This window comes from Streptomyces sp. NPDC018026 (assembly GCF_044327745.1).
GTDB lineage: Bacteria > Actinomycetota > Actinomycetes > Streptomycetales > Streptomycetaceae > Streptomyces > Streptomyces rubrogriseus.
The window spans coordinates 92,927-112,331 of sequence record NZ_JBIRFY010000016.1; the positions used below are offsets into that span (position 1 = coordinate 92,927).

Annotated in this window: 18 protein-coding genes; 12 read left to right on the forward strand and 6 right to left on the reverse strand. The window is 72.8% G+C overall.

Annotated elements, in window-relative coordinates:
- Positions 1-133 precede the first annotated feature (133 nt).
- Together ACH4D3_RS34955 and ACH4D3_RS34960 are read left to right on the forward strand one after the other, a co-directional pair.
- Positions 134-1,441, forward strand: coding sequence for an amino acid deaminase (locus tag ACH4D3_RS34955; RefSeq protein WP_398330849.1), 1,308 nt, complete (start codon positions 134-136; stop codon positions 1,439-1,441).
- Between the two features lie 33 nt (positions 1,442-1,474).
- Positions 1,475-3,085 carry an amidohydrolase family protein gene (locus ACH4D3_RS34960; RefSeq protein WP_398330851.1) on the forward strand — a complete coding sequence of 537 codons (1,611 nt, stop codon included), beginning with the start codon at positions 1,475-1,477 and terminating at the stop codon, positions 3,083-3,085.
- A 17-nt stretch (positions 3,086-3,102) separates the two neighbouring features.
- On the opposite strand, the gene ACH4D3_RS34965 is transcribed toward ACH4D3_RS34960, so the two are convergent.
- A complete protein-coding gene (locus ACH4D3_RS34965; protein ID WP_398330854.1) occupies positions 3,103-3,966 on the reverse strand; it encodes a serine protease in 864 nt (287 codons plus the stop codon).
- 234 nt (positions 3,967-4,200) lie between these two features.
- Here ACH4D3_RS34965 and ACH4D3_RS34970 point away from each other — a divergent pair, with 234 nt between their 5' ends.
- Both ACH4D3_RS34970 and ACH4D3_RS34975 read left to right on the forward strand, forming a co-directional pair.
- The gene (locus tag ACH4D3_RS34970) at positions 4,201-5,412 is read left to right on the forward strand and encodes a pyridoxal phosphate-dependent aminotransferase (protein WP_398330857.1); all 1,212 of its coding nucleotides are present in this window, start codon (positions 4,201-4,203) and stop codon (positions 5,410-5,412) included.
- Between the two features lie 130 nt (positions 5,413-5,542).
- Positions 5,543-5,965 carry a hypothetical protein gene (locus ACH4D3_RS34975; RefSeq protein ID WP_398330860.1) on the forward strand — a complete coding sequence of 141 codons (423 nt, stop codon included), beginning with the start codon at positions 5,543-5,545 and terminating at the stop codon, positions 5,963-5,965.
- A gap of 123 nt (positions 5,966-6,088) precedes the next feature.
- Here the strand turns inward: ACH4D3_RS34975 and ACH4D3_RS34980 are convergent, their stop codons facing one another.
- Entirely contained in the window at positions 6,089-6,271 is a 183-nt protein-coding gene (locus tag ACH4D3_RS34980; protein WP_398330863.1) for a hypothetical protein, read from the reverse strand.
- Positions 6,272-6,496: 225 nt separating this feature from the next.
- On the opposite strand from ACH4D3_RS34980, the gene ACH4D3_RS34985 reads away from it, so the two are divergent.
- The 4 genes from ACH4D3_RS34985 to ACH4D3_RS35000 all read left to right on the forward strand — a co-directional run bounded on the left by ACH4D3_RS34985 (position 6,497) and on the right by ACH4D3_RS35000 (position 11,019).
- Positions 6,497-7,576, forward strand: a complete 1,080-nt coding sequence (locus ACH4D3_RS34985) for a hypothetical protein (protein WP_398330866.1) — start codon at positions 6,497-6,499, stop codon at positions 7,574-7,576.
- An 89-nt stretch (positions 7,577-7,665) separates the two neighbouring features.
- Entirely contained in the window at positions 7,666-8,859 is a 1,194-nt protein-coding gene (locus ACH4D3_RS34990; RefSeq protein WP_398330869.1) for a toxic anion resistance protein, read from the forward strand.
- Positions 8,856-10,415, forward strand: a complete 1,560-nt coding sequence (locus ACH4D3_RS34995) for a substrate-binding domain-containing protein (protein WP_398330872.1) — start codon at positions 8,856-8,858, stop codon at positions 10,413-10,415. Before ACH4D3_RS34990 ends, ACH4D3_RS34995 begins: the two co-directional genes overlap by 4 nt.
- Entirely contained in the window at positions 10,402-11,019 is a 618-nt protein-coding gene (locus ACH4D3_RS35000) for a hypothetical protein (RefSeq protein WP_398330875.1), read from the forward strand. The genes ACH4D3_RS34995 and ACH4D3_RS35000 overlap by 14 nt, the downstream gene beginning before the upstream one ends.
- Before the next feature lie 271 nt (positions 11,020-11,290).
- Here ACH4D3_RS35000 and ACH4D3_RS35005 read toward each other — a convergent pair whose 3' ends face one another.
- Positions 11,291-13,120, reverse strand: a complete 1,830-nt coding sequence (locus ACH4D3_RS35005; RefSeq protein WP_398330878.1) for a phosphoenolpyruvate carboxykinase (GTP) — start codon at positions 13,118-13,120, stop codon at positions 11,291-11,293.
- A gap of 286 nt (positions 13,121-13,406) precedes the next feature.
- Between ACH4D3_RS35005 and ACH4D3_RS35010 the strand changes: the two genes are divergently transcribed.
- From ACH4D3_RS35010 to ACH4D3_RS35025, 4 genes are all read left to right on the forward strand, one after another.
- Complete coding sequence (locus ACH4D3_RS35010) at positions 13,407-14,111, forward strand: hemolysin III family protein (RefSeq protein ID WP_398330881.1); 705 nt, start codon at positions 13,407-13,409, stop codon at positions 14,109-14,111.
- Between the two features lie 297 nt (positions 14,112-14,408).
- Positions 14,409-14,561: a hypothetical protein gene (locus tag ACH4D3_RS35015; protein ID WP_398330884.1), complete on the forward strand. Its 153-nt coding sequence runs from the start codon at positions 14,409-14,411 to the stop codon at positions 14,559-14,561.
- Positions 14,562-14,595: 34 nt separating this feature from the next.
- Positions 14,596-15,327, forward strand: coding sequence for a Mut7-C RNAse domain-containing protein (locus ACH4D3_RS35020; RefSeq protein WP_398330887.1), 732 nt, complete (start codon positions 14,596-14,598; stop codon positions 15,325-15,327).
- A gap of 49 nt (positions 15,328-15,376) precedes the next feature.
- A complete protein-coding gene (locus ACH4D3_RS35025; protein WP_398330890.1) occupies positions 15,377-15,727 on the forward strand; it encodes a hypothetical protein in 351 nt (116 codons plus the stop codon).
- Positions 15,728-15,760: 33 nt separating this feature from the next.
- Here ACH4D3_RS35025 and ACH4D3_RS35030 read toward each other — a convergent pair whose 3' ends face one another.
- The 3 genes from ACH4D3_RS35030 to xdhC all read right to left on the reverse strand — a co-directional run bounded on the left by ACH4D3_RS35030 (position 15,761) and on the right by xdhC (position 19,404).
- A complete protein-coding gene (locus ACH4D3_RS35030; protein WP_398330893.1) occupies positions 15,761-17,803 on the reverse strand; it encodes a thioredoxin domain-containing protein in 2,043 nt (680 codons plus the stop codon).
- A gap of 85 nt (positions 17,804-17,888) precedes the next feature.
- Positions 17,889-18,392: a nucleoside deaminase gene (locus tag ACH4D3_RS35035; RefSeq protein ID WP_398330896.1), complete on the reverse strand. Its 504-nt coding sequence runs from the start codon at positions 18,390-18,392 to the stop codon at positions 17,889-17,891.
- Positions 18,393-18,594: 202 nt separating this feature from the next.
- Positions 18,595-19,404, reverse strand: coding sequence for a xanthine dehydrogenase accessory protein XdhC (xdhC, locus tag ACH4D3_RS35040; RefSeq protein WP_398330899.1), 810 nt, complete (start codon positions 19,402-19,404; stop codon positions 18,595-18,597).
- Position 19,405: the final 1 nt, after the last annotated feature.

Consider the following 19,405-nt stretch of genomic DNA (forward strand, 5'->3'; position numbering starts at 1 on the left):
GGTCCTGGCTCCTCTTCGCGTCTCGCGGGCGGCGACTCCGTTGACCCCGCGTTCGCCGAGATGTTAGACAGCAGTAAGCGATATACGCAACGATCGTTGCAGGATTTGCAACGGATCAGATCAGGGAGGCTCCATGGCCCTCGACAACGGCCCCGCAGGCGGCCGCGAAGCCCTCGCCGAGCTGGCCGGGGAGCGTGTCGACCACCGCTTCAAGGGCCTCCCGCCGGACGCGTACGGCCTGACCCTCGCCGAGCTGGCCGCACAGCGCCGCAACCTCTTCACCGGCGGTTTCACCACCCCCGTCCTCGCGCTGTCCGCCGAGCGCCTGGAGCACAACCTGAAGCTCATGGAGACGTACTCCGCCCGGCACGGCCTCGCCTTCGCGCCGCACGGCAAGACGTCCATGGCGCCGCAGCTCTTCCACCGCCAGATCGAGCACGGCGCCTGGGGCATCACCCTCGCCGTGCCGCACCAGGTCCGGGTGGCGCGGGCGTTCGGCGTCCAGCGGGTCTTCCTGGCCAACGAACTTGTCGACGCGGCCGCCCTGCGCTGGATCTCGGCCGAGCTGGACGCCGACCCCGGCTTCCGCTTCGTCTGCTACGCCGACTCCGTGCGCGGCGTCGAGCTGATGGACGCGGCCCTGTCCGGGGCGGGGGCCCGCCGCCCGGTGGACGTCGTGGTCGAGCTGGGCGCCGGTGCGGGCGCCCGGACCGGTGCGCGCACCGAGGCCGACTGCGCGGCGGTCGCCGACGCGGTGGCCGGCACCCGGACGCTGCGGCTGGCCGGTGTCGCCGGGTACGAGGGCGAGGTGCCGGACGCCGACCCGGAGCGCGTGCATGCGTGGCTGCGGCGGCTGGTCGCGCTGGCCGCCGACTTCGACAAGGCCGGGCGGTTCGCCGGGAGGGGCCTCGACGAGATCGTGCTGAGCGCGGGCGGCAGCGCCTGGTTCGACGCGGTCGCCGACGTGTTCGCCGAGGTCCCCGGCCTCTCCCTGCCCGTCCTGAAGCTGCTGCGCTCGGGCGCGTACGTCTCCCACGACGACGGCCACTACCGCGAGCTGACCCCCTTCAACCGGGTCCCCGAGGAGGGCGCCCTGGAGCCCGCCTTCCGGCTGTGGAGCCAGGTCGTCTCCCGCCCCTCCCCCGGGCAGGCGTTCACCAACGCGGGCAAGCGGGATGCGGCGTACGACCTCCATCTGCCCTTCGCCCAGGTGGTGCGCCCCGCGGACGGCGGTCCGGAGCGCCCGGCGACCGGCATCGAGGTGACCGGTCTGTCCGACCAGCACGCCTGGCTGCGCACGAGCGGGGAGGCGGACCTGGCGGTGGGCGACTGGGTCGGGGCGGGCCTGTCCCACCCGTGCACCTCCTTCGACAAGTGGCAGCTGATCCCGGTCGCGCAGGCGGACGGCACGGTCGTCGACTACATCCGCACGTTCTTCTAGAGGACCCGGCACGGGATCCAGGAGGAGTCAGGCATGGAAGAGCTGGTCATCAGGGACGCCGACGTCGTGGACGGCTCCGGCGGCGACTCCTACCGCGCCGACGTCGTGGTCGACGGCGGCCGGATCGTCTCGATCGTCAAGGAGGCGGCGGCCGCCGGCTGCCAGCGCCCCAAGGCGCGCCGCGAGCTGGACGCCGAGGGTCTGGTCCTGTCCCCCGGCTTCATCGACATGCACGCCCACAGCGACCTGGCGCTGCTGCGGGACCCCGACCACAGCGCCAAGGCCGCCCAGGGCGTCACCCTGGAGGTCATCGGCCAGGACGGGCTGTCGTACGCGCCGGTCGACGACCGCACCCTCGGCGAGGTGCGCCGGGCGATCGCCGGGTGGAACGGCCACGGGGACGACGTCGACTTCGACTGGCGGTCGGTCGGCGAGTACCTGGACCGGCTCGACCGGGGCATCGCCGTCAACGCCGCCTACCTGATCCCGCAGGGCACGGTGCGCGCCCTCGCCGTCGGCTGGGACGACCGGGAGGCGACGGAGGCGGAGCTGGAGCACATGCGGCGCCTGGTCGCCGAGGGCCTGGAGCAGGGCGCGGTCGGCATGTCGTCGGGGCTGACCTACACGCCCGGCATGTACGCCAAGGACGCCGAGCTGACCGAGCTGTGCCGGGTGGTGGCGTCGTACGGCGGCTACTACTGCCCGCACCACCGCTCGTACGGGGCGGGGGCCCTGAAGGCGTACGAGGAGATGGTGGAGCTGACCCGGGAGGCGGGCTGCCCGCTGCACCTGGCGCACGCCACCATGAACTTCGGCGTGAACAAGGGCAAGGCGCCCGAGCTGCTGACCCTGCTCGACGAGGCACTAGCGGGCGGCGCCGACATCACCCTCGACACCTATCCGTACACCCCCGGCTGCACCACCCTGGTGGCGCTGCTGCCGAGCTGGGCGAGCGAGGGCGGCCCGGAGCGGATCCTGGAGCGGCTGGCGGACGACGACACCGCCGAGCGGATCCGGCACCACATGGAGGAGATCGGCTCCGACGGCTCCCACGGCGTGCCCATGGAGTGGGAGACGATCGAGATCTCCGGCACGGGCGACCCGGCGCTCGCCGAGTACGTCGGCCGCACGGTGCTGGAGTCGGCCCGGCTGCGTGGCGAGAGCCCGTGGACGGTCGCCCGGCACCTGCTCCTCGCCGACCGGCTGGCGCCGACCATCCTCCAGCACGTCGGCCACGAGGAGAACGTGCGCGCGATCATGCGGCACCGCGTCCACACCGGCGGCTCCGACGGCATCCTCCAGGGCGCCAAGCCGCACCCGCGCGCCTACGGCACCTTCCCGCACTACCTGGGCCACTACGTGCGCGAGCTGGGCGTGCTCCCGCTGGAGGAGTGCGTCGCCCACCTCACCTCGCGCCCGGCGGCCCGGCTGCGGCTGCCGGACCGGGGTCTGGTCCGCGAGGGGTACCGGGCCGACCTGGTGCTCTTCGACCCGGCGACGGTGGCCGCGGGCAGCTCGTTCGAGGAGCCGCGGGTGCTGCCCACGGGCATCCCGTACGTGCTGGTCGACGGGCGTTTCGTGATGGAGGACGGGCGGCGCACCGACGTGCTGGCCGGACGGTCGGTGCGCCGGGTTCCGCGCTGAGCCCTGCCGGGCAGGCCCTACGGCTTGGGCAGGGCGCAGCCGCTGCGCGAGAGGTCGAGCTTGTTGTCGAGGGCGAAGCACGCGGGGATCTGGTAGGTCTGCTGGCCGTAGTTGATGCCCTCGCGGACCGTGACGGTGCCGTCCTCGGCGACCTCGCAGGGGTTGTTGTCGGTGCAGCGCCCGCCGTCCTCGTTGCCCGTGTTGTTGACGGCGATGACGTTGCCGGTGGCGTCGTCGACGACGGGCGATCCCGAGGTACCGCCGATGGTCTGACAGGCGGAGGTGTAGCGGACCGAGTCCTTCCAGGTCCACTCCCCCTCCTTCAGGCGGTACGCGAACCCGTCGATGTCGCAGGCGTAGGTGCGCTTCCAGTAGCCGGAGACGACGGTGATCGCGGTGCCGGCCGCAGGACGGGTGTCGTTCAGGGTGAGCGGGCTGATCCCGTAGGAGCCGCGGATCTGGGCGTATGTGCTGGTGAGCTGGTAGAGCGAGACGTCCGTGTCGGTCATCGTCGCGTAGGCGATCTTGTCGGCCCGCAGGGTGCCGACGCGGGTGCCGGAGGCGTTGAGCAGCCCAAAAGTGCGGCTGGAGGGCTGGTCCACGACGACCTCACCGGCCGCCGGGAAGCCGGTCTCCAGGCAGTGGCCGTTGGACATGACCAGCGCCGGGTCGTCGTCCTCGGAGGCGGGCAGGCGCACGAGGGAGCCGGAGCAGTTGCTGAGCGCGACGGTGCCGGCGAAGGACACGGCGCGGGCGGCGGGCGCCGCGGTTGACGCGGGTGACTCAGGAGCCGCGGGTGCCGCGGTTGACGCGGCCGCCGGTGCCACGCCGATCCCGGTGACGGCCAGGGTGGCGAGCGCGGCAAGGAGAGGCTTGTTCATGTGGGGGTCCCCTCTATGGAGGGCACCGGCCGGAGATCGTCCGGGCGGCACCGCATTGTCATGAGCATTCTCATGACGGAGAGGGGTGCGGACAAGGGCCGGTAACCGGCCGCCAGTTGGCGCGAACCGGCCCACCGGACACCGTCACCGGCGGCCGGGACCACCCGGACGGGGGCGTCTCACGTGGTGGAAGACACGGCCCATGGGTCGTAACCGGGTCGTAAGCTCGCGGACATGCAGGTGATCCAGTCGACCAAGCTCGCCAACGTCTGTTACGAGATCCGGGGCCCGGTGCTCGAGGAGGCGATGCGGCTGGAGGCGGCCGGGCACCGCATCCTGAAGCTGAACACCGGCAATCCGGCCGCCTTCGGCTTCGAGTGCCCGCCGGAGATCCTGGAGGACATCCTCCGCAACGTCTCCACGGCGCACGGCTACGGCGACGCGAAGGGCCTGCTGGCGGCGCGCCGTGCGGTCGTCATGCACAACCAGACCCTGGGCATCGAGACGGACGTCGAGCACGTCTTCATCGGCAACGGCGTCTCCGAGCTGATCGTGATGGCGATGCAGGGCCTGCTCGACGACGGCGACGAGGTCCTCGTCCCGGCCCCCGACTACCCGCTGTGGACGGCCGCCGTCTCACTCTCCGGCGGTACGGCGGTGCACTACCGCTGCGACGAGCAGTCCGACTGGATGCCCGACCTCGCGGACGTGGAGCGGAAGATCACCGACCGCACCAAGGCGCTGGTGATCATCAACCCGAACAACCCGACGGGCGCGGTCTACGACGACGCGATGCTGCGCGGGCTGACGGACATCGCGCGCCGGCACAACCTGCTGGTCTGCTCCGACGAGATCTACGACAAGATCCTCTACGACGACGCCACCCACACCGCGACCGCCGCGATCGCCCCCGACCTGCTCACCCTCACCTTCAACGGCATGTCGAAGGCGTACCGGGTGGCCGGATACCGGGTCGGCTGGATGTCGGTGTCCGGGCCGCGCGCGCACGCCGAGTCCTACATCGAGGGCCTGACGATCCTGGCGAACATGCGCCTGTGCGCCAACATGCCGGGCCAGCACGGCGTGGTCGCGGCGCTCAGCGGGCGGCAGACCATCAACGAGCTGGTGCTGCCGGGCGGGCGGCTGCGCGAGCAGCGGGACGCCGCCCACGAGGCGCTGACCAGCATTCCCGGCGTGACCTGCGTGAAGCCGAAGGGCGCGCTGTATCTCTTCCCGCGGCTCGACCCCAAGGTCTTCAAGATCAAGGACGACCGGCGGATGGTCCTGGACCTGCTGCGCCAGGAGAAGATCATGGTGGTCCAGGGCACCGGCTTCAACTGGCCCGAGCCCGACCACTTCCGGGTGGTGACCCTGCCGACGGCCGCGGATCTGCGCGAGGCGGTGAGCCGGATCGGGAACTTCCTGGACGGGTACGGCCAGCACTGAGTGCCGCACCGAGCACCGCGAGTACCCCGAGTACCCCGAGTACCCCGAGTACCGCAAGCACCCCGAACGCCATCAACTTTAGATTCGATCTAATGTAGGATGGTTTCCTGAAGCACTCAGGAGGCCATCCATGTACGAGCCGATCCGCAGCAAGTCGGTCCACAGCACGATGGCCGGCACCCCCACGGACTTCCCCCGCCGCTCCCGGGACGAGGAGCTGGACATCCAGCTAGCCGGCCACCTCGCGGCGCTGCTCGCCGCCACCGACGAGCTGCGCGCGCTGACCCCGGACACCGGCCTGGACGCCGCCGCCGAGCGGCTCGCCGAGCAGGTGACCCGGCTGCGGGGAGGCCAGGCGCCGGTCCGGCTGCAAGTCGCCGCCACCCGCCAGGAGCCGCGTCCGACGGCCCTGCACCGGCGGGCGCACACCCTGGCGGCCCGCGCCCTGGTCGTCGCGGCCTCCCGCGCCGACACGGCGGTCGCGATCCTGACCGCCGAGCGCATGGACGCGCACTCCGCGGCCCTGGAGCCGCGCCCGCTCGCGTCCCGCTGAGCCCTCCCGGGCCCCCGAACGGCCCCGGTCCGCGCGCACCCGCAGCGACGCGCGGACCGGGTGCCACACGTCCGCGTCCGTACGTCCGCGCCCGTACGTCCGCGCGCCCGTCCGCCCGCCGGATCAGCCGAAGAGCACCGTCAGGACGACGAAGCCCAGGAGGATCACGAGGATGATCGCCCACACGGGCCAGGTACCGCGGCCGTCCGGATCCTCCGGGCCGCCACCGCGCGGGCGGTCCTCCTTCAGCTGCGGGTCGGGGTCCCGCGGCCGGTCCCGCTTGTAGAAGTCATCACCGTCTGCCATGGCGGATCCCTCTCCCTTTCCCTGTTCTCCGCGGCCGCGGACCTCCGGGTGCCCCTCGACCGCGTCCCTCCGAGTACCGCGCGGAGAGCGGCGCATGCTTGACGCCCGCCGGGGCGTTGCCGGCGGGCGGAGTGGGCGGTTCCCGTTGCATACCGGTATGACGCGGTCACCTCCCGTTCACCGGGACCCGCCCGGAACGTCTGATTCCGGGAGCACGCTCGCCGCGTGAGACGAATCGCTGGAATCGTCCTCGCGGTCCTGCTGATCGGCGGCGTGGTGGCTGCCGCCGTCGCGGGCCGGGACAACGAGGAGACAGGCACGGCAACGAAGACCGTGCGCATGGTCATCGGGTCGGAGAAGGCGCAGTTCTTCGCCGACCCCGAAGTGGTGAAGGCCCTCGCCGCCAAGGGCTACACCGTGCGGGCCGAGACCTCCGGGTCCTGGGCCATGGAGGAGCTGGACCTCAAGGGCTACGACCTCGCCTTCCCGTCCAGCCAGGCCCCGGCCGACGAACTCGCCGGCAAGTACGGCGTACGCAAGCCGCTGCCCCGGCCCTTCTACTCGCCGCTCGTCGTGGTGACCCACCGCTCCACCGCGGCGGTCCTCGCGGCGAACGGGATCGCGACACTGGAGCGCAGCCGGGGCGGCACCCTCAGGATGGACGCCTACCTCGACGCCGCCCGCGCCGGCCGCACCTGGCAGCAGCTCAAGGGCGCCGACCGGCACACCGAGCTGACCGGGACGCTGTACGTCGCGACCACGGACCCGGAGACCTCCAACTCCGGCGCGCTCTACCTGGCCGCCGCCTCCTACGTCGCGAACGGCGACCGCGTGGTGTCGAACGACGCCGGCCTGGACCGTACGGCGCCCCTGCTGCGCAGGCTGGTCCAGGTGCAGGGCGCCCAGAAGTCCAGCTCGGACGCCACCTTCCGGGACTTCACCAGCGGCGTCGGCGAACCGCTGGTGCTGGCGTACGAGTCGCAGGTGGCCGCGCTGCTCGGGGAGGGCGGGGACGCCGTCTCGGACCTGGTCGTCCTCTACCCGGACACCACCGCCACCAGCGACCACACCGTCGTACCGCTCACCGACGCGGGCCGGGAACTGGGCGAACTCCTGTCCGCCGACCCGGAGCTGCGGCGACTGGCCGTCCGGCACGGGTTCCGGCCGCAGGGCGCGTCCGCCGAGTTCACCCGGGCCACCGAGGCCCACACCGCGTATCTCAACCAGCGGCTGACCGGCGTCCGGCAGGCGCCGGTGCCCACGTCCGAGGTGCTGCGCGAGATGGCCGTCAGGGCACGCGGATGACGGCCCGCGACCACCGGCCGGCCCGACGCCCGGCGGACACGACCGGACCAGCAGCGGAACTCCATCGGCCCACAGGGGGATTCGGCCACGTGAACGGCACCGACCACGACCTCACGCTCACTCTCACCCCGCCCGAGCCCGTCGCCCCCGTACCGCGGGAGCGGGCCGGCGGTCTCGTGCCCCTCGACGAGGCGGCCCGCGCCGACATGGCGCGCAAGGCCGCCGCCTACGTGGACGGACTCGCCGCGCTGGACGCCCGCTCGCCCGAGTTCGCCGGCAAGGTCGGCGAGATCACCGGCCTGGGCGCCGCCGAGATGCGCACCGCGGCCGCGCAGTCCAACCGCATGCTGGAACGCACGGTGCGCAGCCTGCCCGACAAGGGCGGCGACGCCCAGACCCGGGTGGCGGGCTCCCTGGTGGAGCTGCGGCGCGTGGTGGAGGACCTGGACCCGCGCGACCTGCCCGCGTCGAAGGGCCGCAAGCTCCTTTCGCGGCTGCCCGGCGGCAACCGGCTGCGCGACCACGTCGCCAAGTACGCCTCCGCCCAGAACACCCTGAACCGGATCGTCGGCTCACTGCGCGGCGGGCAGGACGAACTGCGGCGCGACAACGCGGCGTTGCAGACCGAGCGGGTCCGGCTGTGGGAGACCATGGGCAAGCTCCAGGAGTACGTCGTGCTCACCGAGGCCCTCGACGCGGCCGTGCAGGAGCACGTCGCCGGGGTCGAGCCGGGCGATCCGCAGGCCGCCGACGCCCTGCGCGCCGACGTCCTCTTCCCGGTCCGGCAGAAGCACCAGGACCTGCTCACCCAGCTCGCGGTGTGCGCCCAGGGCTACCTCGCGATGGACGTCGTGCGCCGGGCCAACGAGGAGCTGGTCAAGGGCGTCGACCGGGCGGCCACGACCACGGTGTCGGCCCTGCGGATCTCCGTGATGCTGACCACCGCGCTCGATCACCAGAAGAAGGTGATCGAGCAGGTCGACGCCTTGCGCGGGACGACGGAGGACCTGATCCGGGGCAACGCGGAGATGCTCGCCACCCAGAGCGGGGAGATCCAGCGCATCGCCGCCGACCCCGCGGTGGGCGTGGAGACCCTGCGCGCCGCCTTCCAGCAGATCTACCGCACCCTCGACACCATCGACTCCTACAAGGCGCAGGCCACGGAGGCGATGGCGGCGACCGTGGAGTCCCTGACCGGTGAACTGCGGCACGCCAACGCGTATCTGGAGCGCAGCCGGTCACGGGGCGCCCTGGACGCCTCCCGGGACGGGGGCCTCGCATGAGACGCGTCCTCGCCCTCTGCCTCACCGCGCTCGCCCTCCTCACCGCCTGCACCACGCGGGAGGACGGGCGCGGGCCGGACGGGGCACCGACTCCCGGAGTCCCGGGCAGCGCCGGGCCCGGCACCCTGCGCGTCCTGGCCTCCAGCGAACTGAGCGACATGAAGCCGGTGCTCGACCGGGTCCGCGAGGACACCGGCCTCACCGTCCGGCTCACCCCCATCGGCACCCTGGACGCCGTGGACCTGCTGGCGAAGGGCACGACGGACGGGCGGTACGACGCCGTGTGGCTGTCCTCCAACGACTCGCTGCGGCTGCGCCCCGAGGCGGCGGAGCGGATCGTCTCCGAGACTCCGGTGATGGCCAGCCCGGTCGCGATCGGGGTCAAGGACGCCACCGTGCGGCGGCTGGACTGGCGGCCCGGGTCGGTCACCTGGTCCCAGGTGGAGCAGGCCGTCACCGACGGGAAGCTCACCTACGGCATGACCGACCCGGCGCGCTCCAACTCCGGCTTCGCCACCCTCGTCTCGGTCGCCTCCGCGCTCTCCGGCGCCCAGTCCGCGCTCACCGACGCCGACGTGGCCAAGGCGACGCCCAGGCTGCGGGAGTTCTTCACCGGGCAGCAGCTGACCTCGGGTTCGTCGGGCTGGCTGGCGGCGGCGTACGAGCGGCGCGGGAACGTGGACGCGCTGCTGAACTACGAGTCGGTCCTCATGGGCATCCCGGGCCTCACCGTGATCCGCCCCACCGACGGCGTGCTCACCGCCGACTACCCGCTCTCCACCCTCGCGTCCACGGACGAGGCCACCCGCGACGACGTCCGGCGGCTCGCCGAGGCGCTGCGCACGCCGGAGATCCAGCGGGAGATCACCCGCACCACGCACCGCCGCCCGGTCCTCACCTCCGTGCCGCCCGCCACCGGCCTGGACACGGGCCGGCGGCGCGAACTGCCCTCCCCCGGCTCGCGCTCCGTCGCCGACGGCCTGCTCGACGCGTACGAGAACGAGCTGCGCCGCCCGTCCCGCACGGTGTACGTCCTCGACACGTCCGGCTCGATGGCGGGCGAGCGGCTGGCACGGCTGAAGACCGCGCTCACCGCACTCACCGGGGACTTCCGCGACCGCGAGGAGGTGACGCTGATGCCGTTCGGCTCGGACGTGAAGCGGGTGGCGACCCATGTGGTGGACCCCGCCGACCCCGGCTCCGGTCTCGAGGGCATCCGCCGGGACACCGCGCGCCTGACCGCCGAGGGCGACACGGCGGTCTACACCTCGCTGGAGAAGGCGTACGGCCATCTCGCCGGCGGGCGGGACGCGTTCACGTCGATCGTGCTGATGACGGACGGCGAGAACACCACCGGCACCGACGCGGCCGGGTTCGACCGCTTCTACGCCTCGCTGAACGGGGAGCGGCAGGAGATCCCGGTGTTCCCCATCCTGTTCGGCGACTCCGACCGCGCCGAGCTGACGCACATCGCCGAACTCACCGGCGGCCGGCTCTTCGACGCGCAGAAGGGGTCCCTGGACGGCGCCTTCGAGGAGATCCGTGGCTACCAGTAGGGGCGGCGGCCGGGTCGTCGCCTACCTGGAGTCCCGCAAGAACCTGGCCGGCAGTGCCTGCGGGCTGGCGGGCGTGGTGCTGACCTTCACCGGCGTGGCGGGGCCGTACTGGCCGGTGGTCGTCGCGGGACTGTACGGCGCCGGTGCGCTGCTCGCCCCGCCGGAGCGGGCCGCACCGCCCGGCTTCCCGGAGCCGTCGGCCCAGCTGGAGGAGGTGCGCGGCGACTTCGGGCGGCTGCGCGGTTATCTGGCGGACGTGGAGCTGCCGCCGGACGCCGGGGAGCGGCTGGCCGAACTGACCGGGCTGCTGGCCGCGCTGCTGGAGCCCGGCTGGGTCGCCGAGGTGCTGGCGGCCGACCCGGACGGTCTGCACACGGTGTCCCGGGCGGTGCGGCGGGACGTGCCGGAAGCGGTGGACGCCTACGTGCGGACCCGCTGGTGGACGCGGATGGCGCCGGGGCACGAGCCGCCGGAGCGGCATCTGGAGCGGCAGTTGGCACTGCTGCGGGAGGAGGCGGAACGGCTGACGGAGCGGCTGCGGGACGCCGAGGTCCGGCGCCAGGAGTCGCACACGCGGTACCTCTCGGACCGCTCGGAGGACTGACCGGCCGGCCGGAGGCCCCGGATCGTCGCACGCCGGAGGGCCGGGGGTCCGTCGCATGCCGAAGGGCCGGGTCCGTCGCACGCCGTTGTGCGGGGACCCGGCCCGAGCGGGGCTTCCCCGCGCTCCGGGGTACGAAGAGCTACTGGAGCGCGGGGAGACCCCCTACGTGACCGGCCTTCGTGACGACTTCGCGGGTCAGGGCTAGTCGGACCGGCCACGGAGCTGGGTGGGGACGGAGCTGGGTGGGGACGGTGCTGGGTGGGGACGGAGCTCAGCCCAGGCGCCGCACCAGCGCCCGGTACTGGTCCCACAGCTCGGCGGGCGTATGGTCGCCGAAGGTGTTCAGGTGCTCGGGGACGAGCGCCGCCTCCTCGCGCCACACCTCCTTGTCGACGCCGAGCAGGAACTCCAGGTCGGCGTCGGCGAGGTCGAGGCCTTCGGTGTCAAGGGACTCCTTGGTCGGCAGCACGCCGATCGGGGTCTCGACGCCGTCCGCCGTGCCCTCCAGGCGCTCCACGATCCACTTCAGGACGCGGCCGTTCTCGCCGAAGCCGGGCCAGACGAACCTGCCGTCGTCGTCCTTGCGGAACCAGTTGACGTAGTAGATCTTCGGCAGCTTGGACTGGTCCTTGTCCTTGGCCACGTCGACCCAGTGCCCCATGTAGTCGCCCATGTTGTAGCCGCAGAACGGCAGCATGGCGAAGGGGTCGCGGCGCAGCTCGCCGACCTTGCCCTCGGCGGCGGCGGTCTTCTCGGAGGCCACGTTGGCGCCGAGGAAGACGCCGTGGTTCCAGTCGAACGACTCGGTGACCAGCGGAACGGCGGTGGCCCGGCGCCCGCCGAAGAGGATCGCCGAGATCGGCACGCCCCTGGGGTCCTCCCACTCCGGCGCGATGATCGGGCACTGCGCGGCGGGCGTGGTGAAACGGGCGTTGGGGTGCGCGGCGGGCGTCCCGGACTCGGGCGTCCAGTCGTTGCCCTTCCAGTCGGTGAGGTGGGCCGGGGTCTCCTCGGTCATGCCCTCCCACCACACGTCGCCGTCGTCGGTCAGGGCGACGTTGGTGAAGACCGAGTTGCCCCAGAGGGTCTTCATCGCGTTGGCGTTGGTGTGCTCACCGGTGCCGGGGGCGACGCCGAAGAAGCCGGCCTCGGGGTTGATGGCGTACAGGCGGCCGTCCTCGCCGAAGCGCATCCAGGCGATGTCGTCGCCGATGGTCTCCACGGTCCAGCCGGAGATCGTGGGCTCCAGCATGGCGAGGTTGGTCTTGCCGCAGGCCGACGGGAAGGCGGCGGCGACGTACTTGGCCGCGCCGGTGGGCGGGGTCAGCTTCAGCACCAGCATGTGCTCGGCGAGCCAGCCCTCGTCGCGGGCCATGACGGAGGCGATGCGCAGGGCGTAGCACTTCTTGCCGAGCAGGGCGTTGCCGCCGTAGCCGGAGCCGTAGGACCAGATCTCGCGGTCCTCGGGGAAGTGCGAGATGTACTTGGTGCTGTTGCACGGCCACGGGACGTCCGCCTCGCCCTCGGCGAGCGGGGCGCCGACGGAGTGCACGGCCTTGACGAAGAAGCCCGTCTCGCCCAGCTCGTCCAGGACCGGCTGTCCCATGCGGGTCATGGTGCGCATGGAGGCGGCGACGTACGCGGAGTCGGTGATCTCGACGCCGAGCGCGGAGAGCGGGGAGCCGAGGGGGCCCATGCAGAAGGGCACGACGTACATGGTCCGGCCGCGCATGGAGCCGCGGAACAGGCCGCCCTCGCCGCCGGTACCCGTGAAGATCTCCCGCATCTCGGCGGGGTCCTTCCAGTGGTTGGTCGGACCGGCGTCCTCCTCCTTGGCGGAGCAGATGAAGGTCCGGTCCTCGACGCGCGCGACGTCGGTGGGGTCGGAGGCCGCGTAGTAGGAGTTGGGGCGCTTGATCGGGTCGAGTTTGCGGAAGGTGCCCTTCTCGACGAGCTCCCCGCACAGGCGCTCGTACTCGGCCTCGGATCCGTCGCACCAGACCACTGCGTCCGGCTGGGTCAGTTCGGCGATCTCGTTGACCCACGAGATCAGTTCCTGGTGGTTGGTGGGGACGGGGGGAGCCGCGATGTCGCGCGCCACGATTGCTCCTAAATGAGGGGTTTTTTGTTGGAGGCCCCGTGGGGGCTGCGACCCGGATGCGTGACGTGTGCCTCGTGGGCGCTCATCCGGTGTCGACCGCACTCATTTGATCATCCGACCTGAGCGCCCATCTGTCCAGAGGGCGTCACAACTGAGCGGCGTGAGGATCGCCACGCCGCGAGACCGGGGATGCCCCGCCGGGTCGCCCGTGAGACGATGGCCACTCGCCGTTCGTCATACGTCCGTACTGATACGTAACTTACGGAACCGTAGGTACGATGCGCCCATGACTGCGTCCGTCCCCGACGCGCCCAGGGACCTGCCGGCCGGCGGCCGCGGGCCTGTAGCGCTCCCCCTCCCGCATCCGGTCAAGCCGAAGCTGCGCGGCTGGCTGCACCTCGGCATGTTCCCCGCCGTCCTGATCGCCGGTCTGGTGCTCACCGCCCTCGCCGAGTCGCCCGAGGGCCGCATAGCCTGCGGCGTCTACGTCCTGACGGCCTGCCTGCTGTTCGGCGTCAGCGCGCTCTACCACCGGGGCAACTGGAGCCCGCGCATGGACGGCGTACTGCGCCGCCTCGACCACGCCAACATCTTCCTGATCATCGCGGGCACCTACACCCCGCTCACGATGCTGCTGCTGCCCGGCGCCAAGGGCGAGTGGCTGCTGTGGGGCATCTGGGCGGCCGCCGCGGCCGGCATCGTCTTCCGCGTCTTCTGGGTCGGCGCCCCACGCTGGCTCTACACCCCCTGCTACCTCGCCATGGGCTGGGCGGCCGTCTTCTACCTGCCCGAGTTCATGCGGGCCGGCGGCATCGCCGTCCTCGTCCTGGTGATCGTCGGCGGCCTGCTCTACAGCGCGGGCGGCGTGATCTACGGCCTCAAGCGCCCCAACCCGTCACCGCGCTGGTTCGGCTTCCACGAGGTGTTCCACTCCTTCACGCTGGCCGCCTTCATCGCGCACTACGTGGGGATCTCGCTGGTCGCGTACTAGCCGCCGCCGGTCGTCGTCGCACCGTCGCCACCCGGCTGTCGGGTGGCCGACAATCATCCCCATGACCGCCGCGCGTTCCGCCCCCTCCCCCGCCGAGGCCCCGCGGCCGGGCCCCGACCAAGGAGGACATCGTCCTCACGGACGAGTACGACCCGGTCATGGCCGCGGAACTCGCCGCCCGGCCCGCGGGGGAACCGTGGTCGGACTCCCTGCGGCACGTGCTGCGCAAGGCCCTCGACCTAGGTCCCGATGAGGAGGCCGAGCTGACCCGGCTGCCGGCCGAGGCACCCGCGGTACGTGCGCGCATGCTGGATGGAGGTCTCCAGGTACTGGGCCGAGCACGACCACGAGGAGAGCCTGACCGAGCTGGTCGACCGCGCCCTGGACGCCCTGGAGAACGGGCTGCCCGCCCTGCGGGAAGGCGCCCGGCCTGGCCCGGGAAAAGGCTGAGGCCCGAGCCCGTCCCCCGTGGCATCCTGACCGGGTGAACGGTCCCGAGATCCACGTCGAGTTCGCCCCCGAGCTGCACCTGTTCGTCCCGCGCGCCCGCCCCACCGGCGCCGCCCGCGCGGCCACCGACGGCGTCTCCACCCTCGGCCATCTCGTCGAGTCCCTCGGGGTCCCGCTGACCGAGGTCGGCGCCCTGCTCGTCGACGGCCGCGAGGTCCCGCCCGGCCACATCCCGGCGGGCGGCGAGTCGGTGCGCGTACGGCCCGTCCGGCATCCCCAGCTGGTTCCCGGCGCCCCCCTGCGGTTCCTGCTCGACGTGCACCTCGGCACCCTCGCCCGCCGGCTGCGGCTGCTCGGCGTGGACACGGCGTACGAGTCGACGGACCTCGGCGACCCGGCGCTCGCCGCGCTGTCGGCGGCCGAGAAGCGGGTCCTGCTCAGCCGGGACCGCGGACTGCTGCGCCGCCGCGAGCTGTGGGCCGGCGCCTACGTCTACAGCACCCGCCCCGAGGAGCAGCTCCAGGAGGTCCTGGACCGGTTCCGGCCCGCACTCAGCCCCTGGACGCGGTGCACCGCCTGCAACGGACTGCTCAGGGCGGCCACCAAGGACGAGGTGGCGGAGCAGCTCAAGGGCGGCACGCAGCGGTCGTACGACGTCTTCGCCCAGTGCACCGCGTGCGGCCGCGCCTACTGGCGGGGCGCGCACCACGAGCAGCTGGAGGCGATCGTGGAGCGTGCCGTGAGCAGGAGTACTCAGGGCGGTTGAGCAGTTCGGCCGATCACCGGCGGCCGGGCCGCAGGGTGTGATGGTCGGCATGACCACCGCCTCCCGGCCCCCCGCCGCGCAGCTCACCCACGCGCGGCTCTCCGCCCGCGCCCTGACCACCGGCGCCGTGGCCGGACTCGTCCTGCTCCCGCCGACCGTCGTCCTCGCGTGGATCGCCGTGCTCGCCTCCGAGCGCGGCAGCCGCTGCCTGACGTACGGCGAGCAGTGCTCGCGCGTGCCCGGCGACGCCCTGTGGGCCTGCTTCTGGGCCTCCGCCGCACTGGGCGCACTGGCCCTGGCCTGGCCCCGCGCCCGGTGGGCGCCCGCCAGGTGCGGGGCCGTGGCCCTGCAGTGGGGCACGCAGCTCACGCTGGGCGCGCTGATCCTCGCCGGCGCCTGACGCCCCGGGCGGGCCGGACCGGTGCGCGCCGTCTCAGCTGCTCGGGGCGACGCCCAGCGCCGCACGCAGCCGCTCCGGGTCGGTGGTCGGCGCGTCGCAGGTGAAGTTCCGGCAGACGTAGGCGGCCGGTGCCCCGCCCACCAGGGGCCGGTCGGCGAGCAGCGGGAACTCGTCGCTCCCCTCGGTACCGAAGGCCACGACCGCTCCGGGCGCCGTTCCCAGCAGTGCCGTACGGTGCAGCCCGCGTGCGGCGGCGTCGGCCGGCGCCGGTGCGACGACGGCGACTTCCCGGGGGCCGTCGAGCAGCGCCTCGGCGGCCGCCAGCCCCCAGCCGATGAAGCGCGGGACGCGCGGGCCGAGCGCCTTCACCACGCCGAGGGCGCGTTCGGCGGCGGCGCGGTGGGGTGCGGAGCCGGTGTGCGCGGCGTACGACAGCAGGGCGCCCGCGGCGGCGCTCCAGCCGGAGGGCGTGGCGTTGTCGGTGGGGTCCTGCGGGCGGCGGATCAACTGCTCGGCGTCGGCCGCGGTGTCGTACAGCGAGCCGGACTCGTCCGTGAAGCGGACCAGTACGTGGTCGAGCAGGAAACCGGCGAAGTCCAGCCAGACGCCCTCCCCGGTGACCGAGGCCAGCGCGAGGAAGCCCTCGGCCACGTCGGCGTAGTCCTCCAGCACCCCGGCGTTGGCTCCGGCCCGGCCGTCCTTGCTGGTGCGGGTGAGCCGGACCTGCTCGTCCAGGTGCAGGCGCACCAGCAGGTCGGCGGCGGCGACCGCGGCCTCGACCAGGTCGGGGCGTTCGAAGTAGGCGCCGGTCTCGGCGAGCGCGGCGATCGCCAGGCCGTTCCAGGCGGCGACCACCTTGTCGTCCCGGCCCGGTGCGGGGCGTCCGTCCCGCGCGGCCAGCAGCCGCTCCCGGACCGACGCGATCCGCGCGGCATCGAACACGCCCTCCTGCTGCGGCAGTTGCAGCACCGAGGCGCCGTGCTCGAAGGTGCCCTCCTCGGTCACGCCGAAGTACTGCGCGGCCAGTTCCGCGTCCTCGGCGCCGAGGACCTCGGTGAGCTGCGCGGGCGTCCACACGTAGTACGCGCCCTCGACGTGCTTGCCCGTCCCGTCGTCGCTGTCGGCGTCCAGCGCGGAGGCGAACCCGCCCTCTGCGGTGCGCAGTTCCCGCACCATGAAGTCGGCGGTCTCCAGCGCGACCCGGCGGGCCAGGTCCGAGCCGGTGGCCCGCCACAGGTGGGCGTACACGCGGCACAGCAGCGCGTTGTCGTACAGCATCTTCTCGAAGTGCGGCACGACCCACTCGCGGTCCACGGAGTAGCGGGCGAAGCCGCCGCCCAGCTGGTCGTAGATGCCGCCGCGGGCCATCCGCTCGCAGGTGTCGGCCGCCATCTGGAGCGCGCCCTCGGCGCCGGTGCGGGCGTGGTGGCGCAGCAGGAACTCGATCACCATGGACGGCGGGAACTTCGGCGCCCCGCCGAACCCGCCGCGCTGCGCGTCGTACTCCCGGGTGAGCCCGAGCAGCGCCTGCCCGAGCTGCTCCTCGCCGGGCGCCTCGGCGTCGCCGTAGGAGATCTCCCGCCCGGCGAGGTCCCGCACGATCTTCCCGGCGACCTCGTCGACCTCGTCGCGCCGCTCGGCCCACGCCTGCTGGACGCCCTGGAGCACCTGGCGGAAGGAGGGCATGCCGTGCCGGGGCTCGGGCGGGAAGTAGGTGCCGAAGTAGAAGGGCTCCGCGTCGGGCGTGAGGAACACGGTCATGGGCCAGCCGCCCTGACCGGTGGCCGCCTGCACGGCCTCCATGTAGACGGCGTCGACGTCGGGGCGCTCCTCGCGGTCGACCTTGACGCTCACGAAGTGCGAGTTGAGGTACTCGGCGGTGGGCCCGTCCTCGAACGACTCGTGCGCCATGACGTGGCACCAGTGGCACGCGCTGTAGCCGACGCTCAGCAGGACGGGGACGCCGCGCCGCCGGGCTTCTTCGAACGCCTCGGCCTCCCACGGCCACCAGTCGACCGGGTTCTCCGCGTGCTGGAGGAGGTAGGGGGACGTCGCCTGCGCAAGTCGGTTGGGCATGCGTCCATCCTCGCGCACGCGCCGCCGCCCCGCGCATACGCCACGGGTGTGGACGTACGGACGGGGCGGCCGGAAGGGCTTGTGCTCAGTAGTCGACGCGGTCGGTCTTGGCGATCCAGGCGTCGAAGGGCTGGGTGCGGTGGGGCAGGTCGAGGTGCTCCACGGTCATGGGCCAGTTCGCCTGGGGCCGCTTCTCGAACAGGTCGTAGAACTTGCGGTCGTCGAAGCCGGCCACGGCGGCGTCGTGGCGGTCGGCGGAGAAGACCAGGCGGTCGACACGGGCCCACAGGGCCGAGGAGAGGCACATCGGGCAGGGCTCGCAGGACGTGACGAGGGTGCAGCCCTCCAGGCTGAACGTGTCGAGCGTCTTGCAGGCGGCTCGGATGGCGCTGACCTCGGCGTGCGCGGTGGGGTCGAGGCCGGCGGTGACCTGGTTGTTGCCGAGGGCGACGATGTCGCCGCCCCTGGCGATCAGGGCACCGAAGGGGCCGCCGCCGTCGCGGACGCTGGTGGTGGCCAGCTCGATGGCCTTGTCCATCCAGGCGCGCTCGAACTCGCGGATGCCGGTTTCGAGGGTGTCGGTCGTCATGCGTGCTCCTTCTTGGGCGGGCGGCGTGCTGGAGTACGGCGTGCGGGCCGGTGCGCGTCACGGGGAGGATGCGTAGGAGCAGTACACAGCTCGCCGACGAGACCCGGCCAGGGGCCGAATACATGAACTACGGGCAGGCTGCGACCGGCGCTTCGTAGATTCCCACAAGGGCCCGCGAGGGCCCTGGAAGGCCCTGGAGGGGTCAGTCCCCGTCGGCCTCGAAGGCGCGCAGCAGGTCGGCCGCCACGCTCACGGCGATCGTCGCGGGTTCCTTGCCGGTGATGTCGGCCAGCCCGATCGGGGTCTTGATCCGGTCGATGGCGGCGTCGTCGTGGCCGCCCTCGTCGGCGAGGCGCTTGCGGAACCGTGCCCACTTGGCCGCCGAGCCGATCAGTCCGACGGACCCCAGATGGTCCGTGCGCAGAGCGGCGTCGCACAGGGCGGCGTCCTCGGCGTGGTCGTGGGTCATGATCAGGACGTGGGTGCCGGGCGGCAGCTCGGCCAGCACCTCCTCCGGCAGCAGCGGCGTGTGGTGCGTGTGCACCTGCGCCACCGAGTCCGCCAGCACGCCGAGCCGCTCCTCGGCCAGGAGCTCGGCGCGGCTGTCGATCAGGTGGAGGTCGAGGTCCTGACGGGCCAGGATGCGCGCCAGTTCCAGACCGACGTGCCCGACGCCGAAGACCGCCACCGCCCGGACCACCGGCAGCGGTTCGAGCAGCACGGCGACGGTGCCGCCGCAGCACTGCACGCCGTGCCGGTTGGTCACCTTGTCGTTGAGGGCGAAGTCCAGCATCTCCGGCTCCGGTGCGGCGGCGGCGATCATCTCCCGGGCCCGGTCGACGGCGACGGCCTCGACGTTGCCGCCGCCGATCGAGCCCCAGGTCCCGGTCCGCCCCACGACGAGTTTGGCACCGGCGTCCCGGGGGGCGTGGCCGCGCACGGTCGCGACGGTCACCAGCACGCCGGGCTCCCGGCGGGCCCGCAACCGCGCGACCGCGGCGATCCAGGTCATG

Bases quoted from the DNA above. Each gene is read 5' to 3' on its own strand.
- ACH4D3_RS35030 (WP_398330893.1), bottom strand. From the start codon at position 17,803: ATGCCCAACCGACTTGCGCAGGCGACGTCCCCCTACCTCCTCCAGCAC.
- ACH4D3_RS35035 (WP_398330896.1), bottom strand. From the start codon at position 18,392: ATGACGACCGACACCCTCGAAACCGGCATCCGCGAGTTCGAGCGCGCC.
- ACH4D3_RS34970 (WP_398330857.1), top strand. From the start codon at position 4,201: ATGCAGGTGATCCAGTCGACCAAGCTCGCCAACGTCTGTTACGAGATC.
- ACH4D3_RS35025 (WP_398330890.1), top strand. From the start codon at position 15,377: ATGACCACCGCCTCCCGGCCCCCCGCCGCGCAGCTCACCCACGCGCGG.
- ACH4D3_RS34960 (WP_398330851.1), top strand. From the start codon at position 1,475: ATGGAAGAGCTGGTCATCAGGGACGCCGACGTCGTGGACGGCTCCGGC.
- ACH4D3_RS34975 (WP_398330860.1), top strand. From the start codon at position 5,543: ATGTACGAGCCGATCCGCAGCAAGTCGGTCCACAGCACGATGGCCGGC.
- ACH4D3_RS34995 (WP_398330872.1), top strand. From the start codon at position 8,856: ATGAGACGCGTCCTCGCCCTCTGCCTCACCGCGCTCGCCCTCCTCACC.
- ACH4D3_RS34955 (WP_398330849.1), top strand. From the start codon at position 134: ATGGCCCTCGACAACGGCCCCGCAGGCGGCCGCGAAGCCCTCGCCGAG.
- ACH4D3_RS35010 (WP_398330881.1), top strand. From the start codon at position 13,407: ATGACTGCGTCCGTCCCCGACGCGCCCAGGGACCTGCCGGCCGGCGGC.
- xdhC (WP_398330899.1), bottom strand. From the start codon at position 19,404: ATGACCTGGATCGCCGCGGTCGCGCGGTTGCGGGCCCGCCGGGAGCCC.
- ACH4D3_RS34980 (WP_398330863.1), bottom strand. From the start codon at position 6,271: ATGGCAGACGGTGATGACTTCTACAAGCGGGACCGGCCGCGGGACCCC.
- ACH4D3_RS34965 (WP_398330854.1), bottom strand. From the start codon at position 3,966: ATGAACAAGCCTCTCCTTGCCGCGCTCGCCACCCTGGCCGTCACCGGG.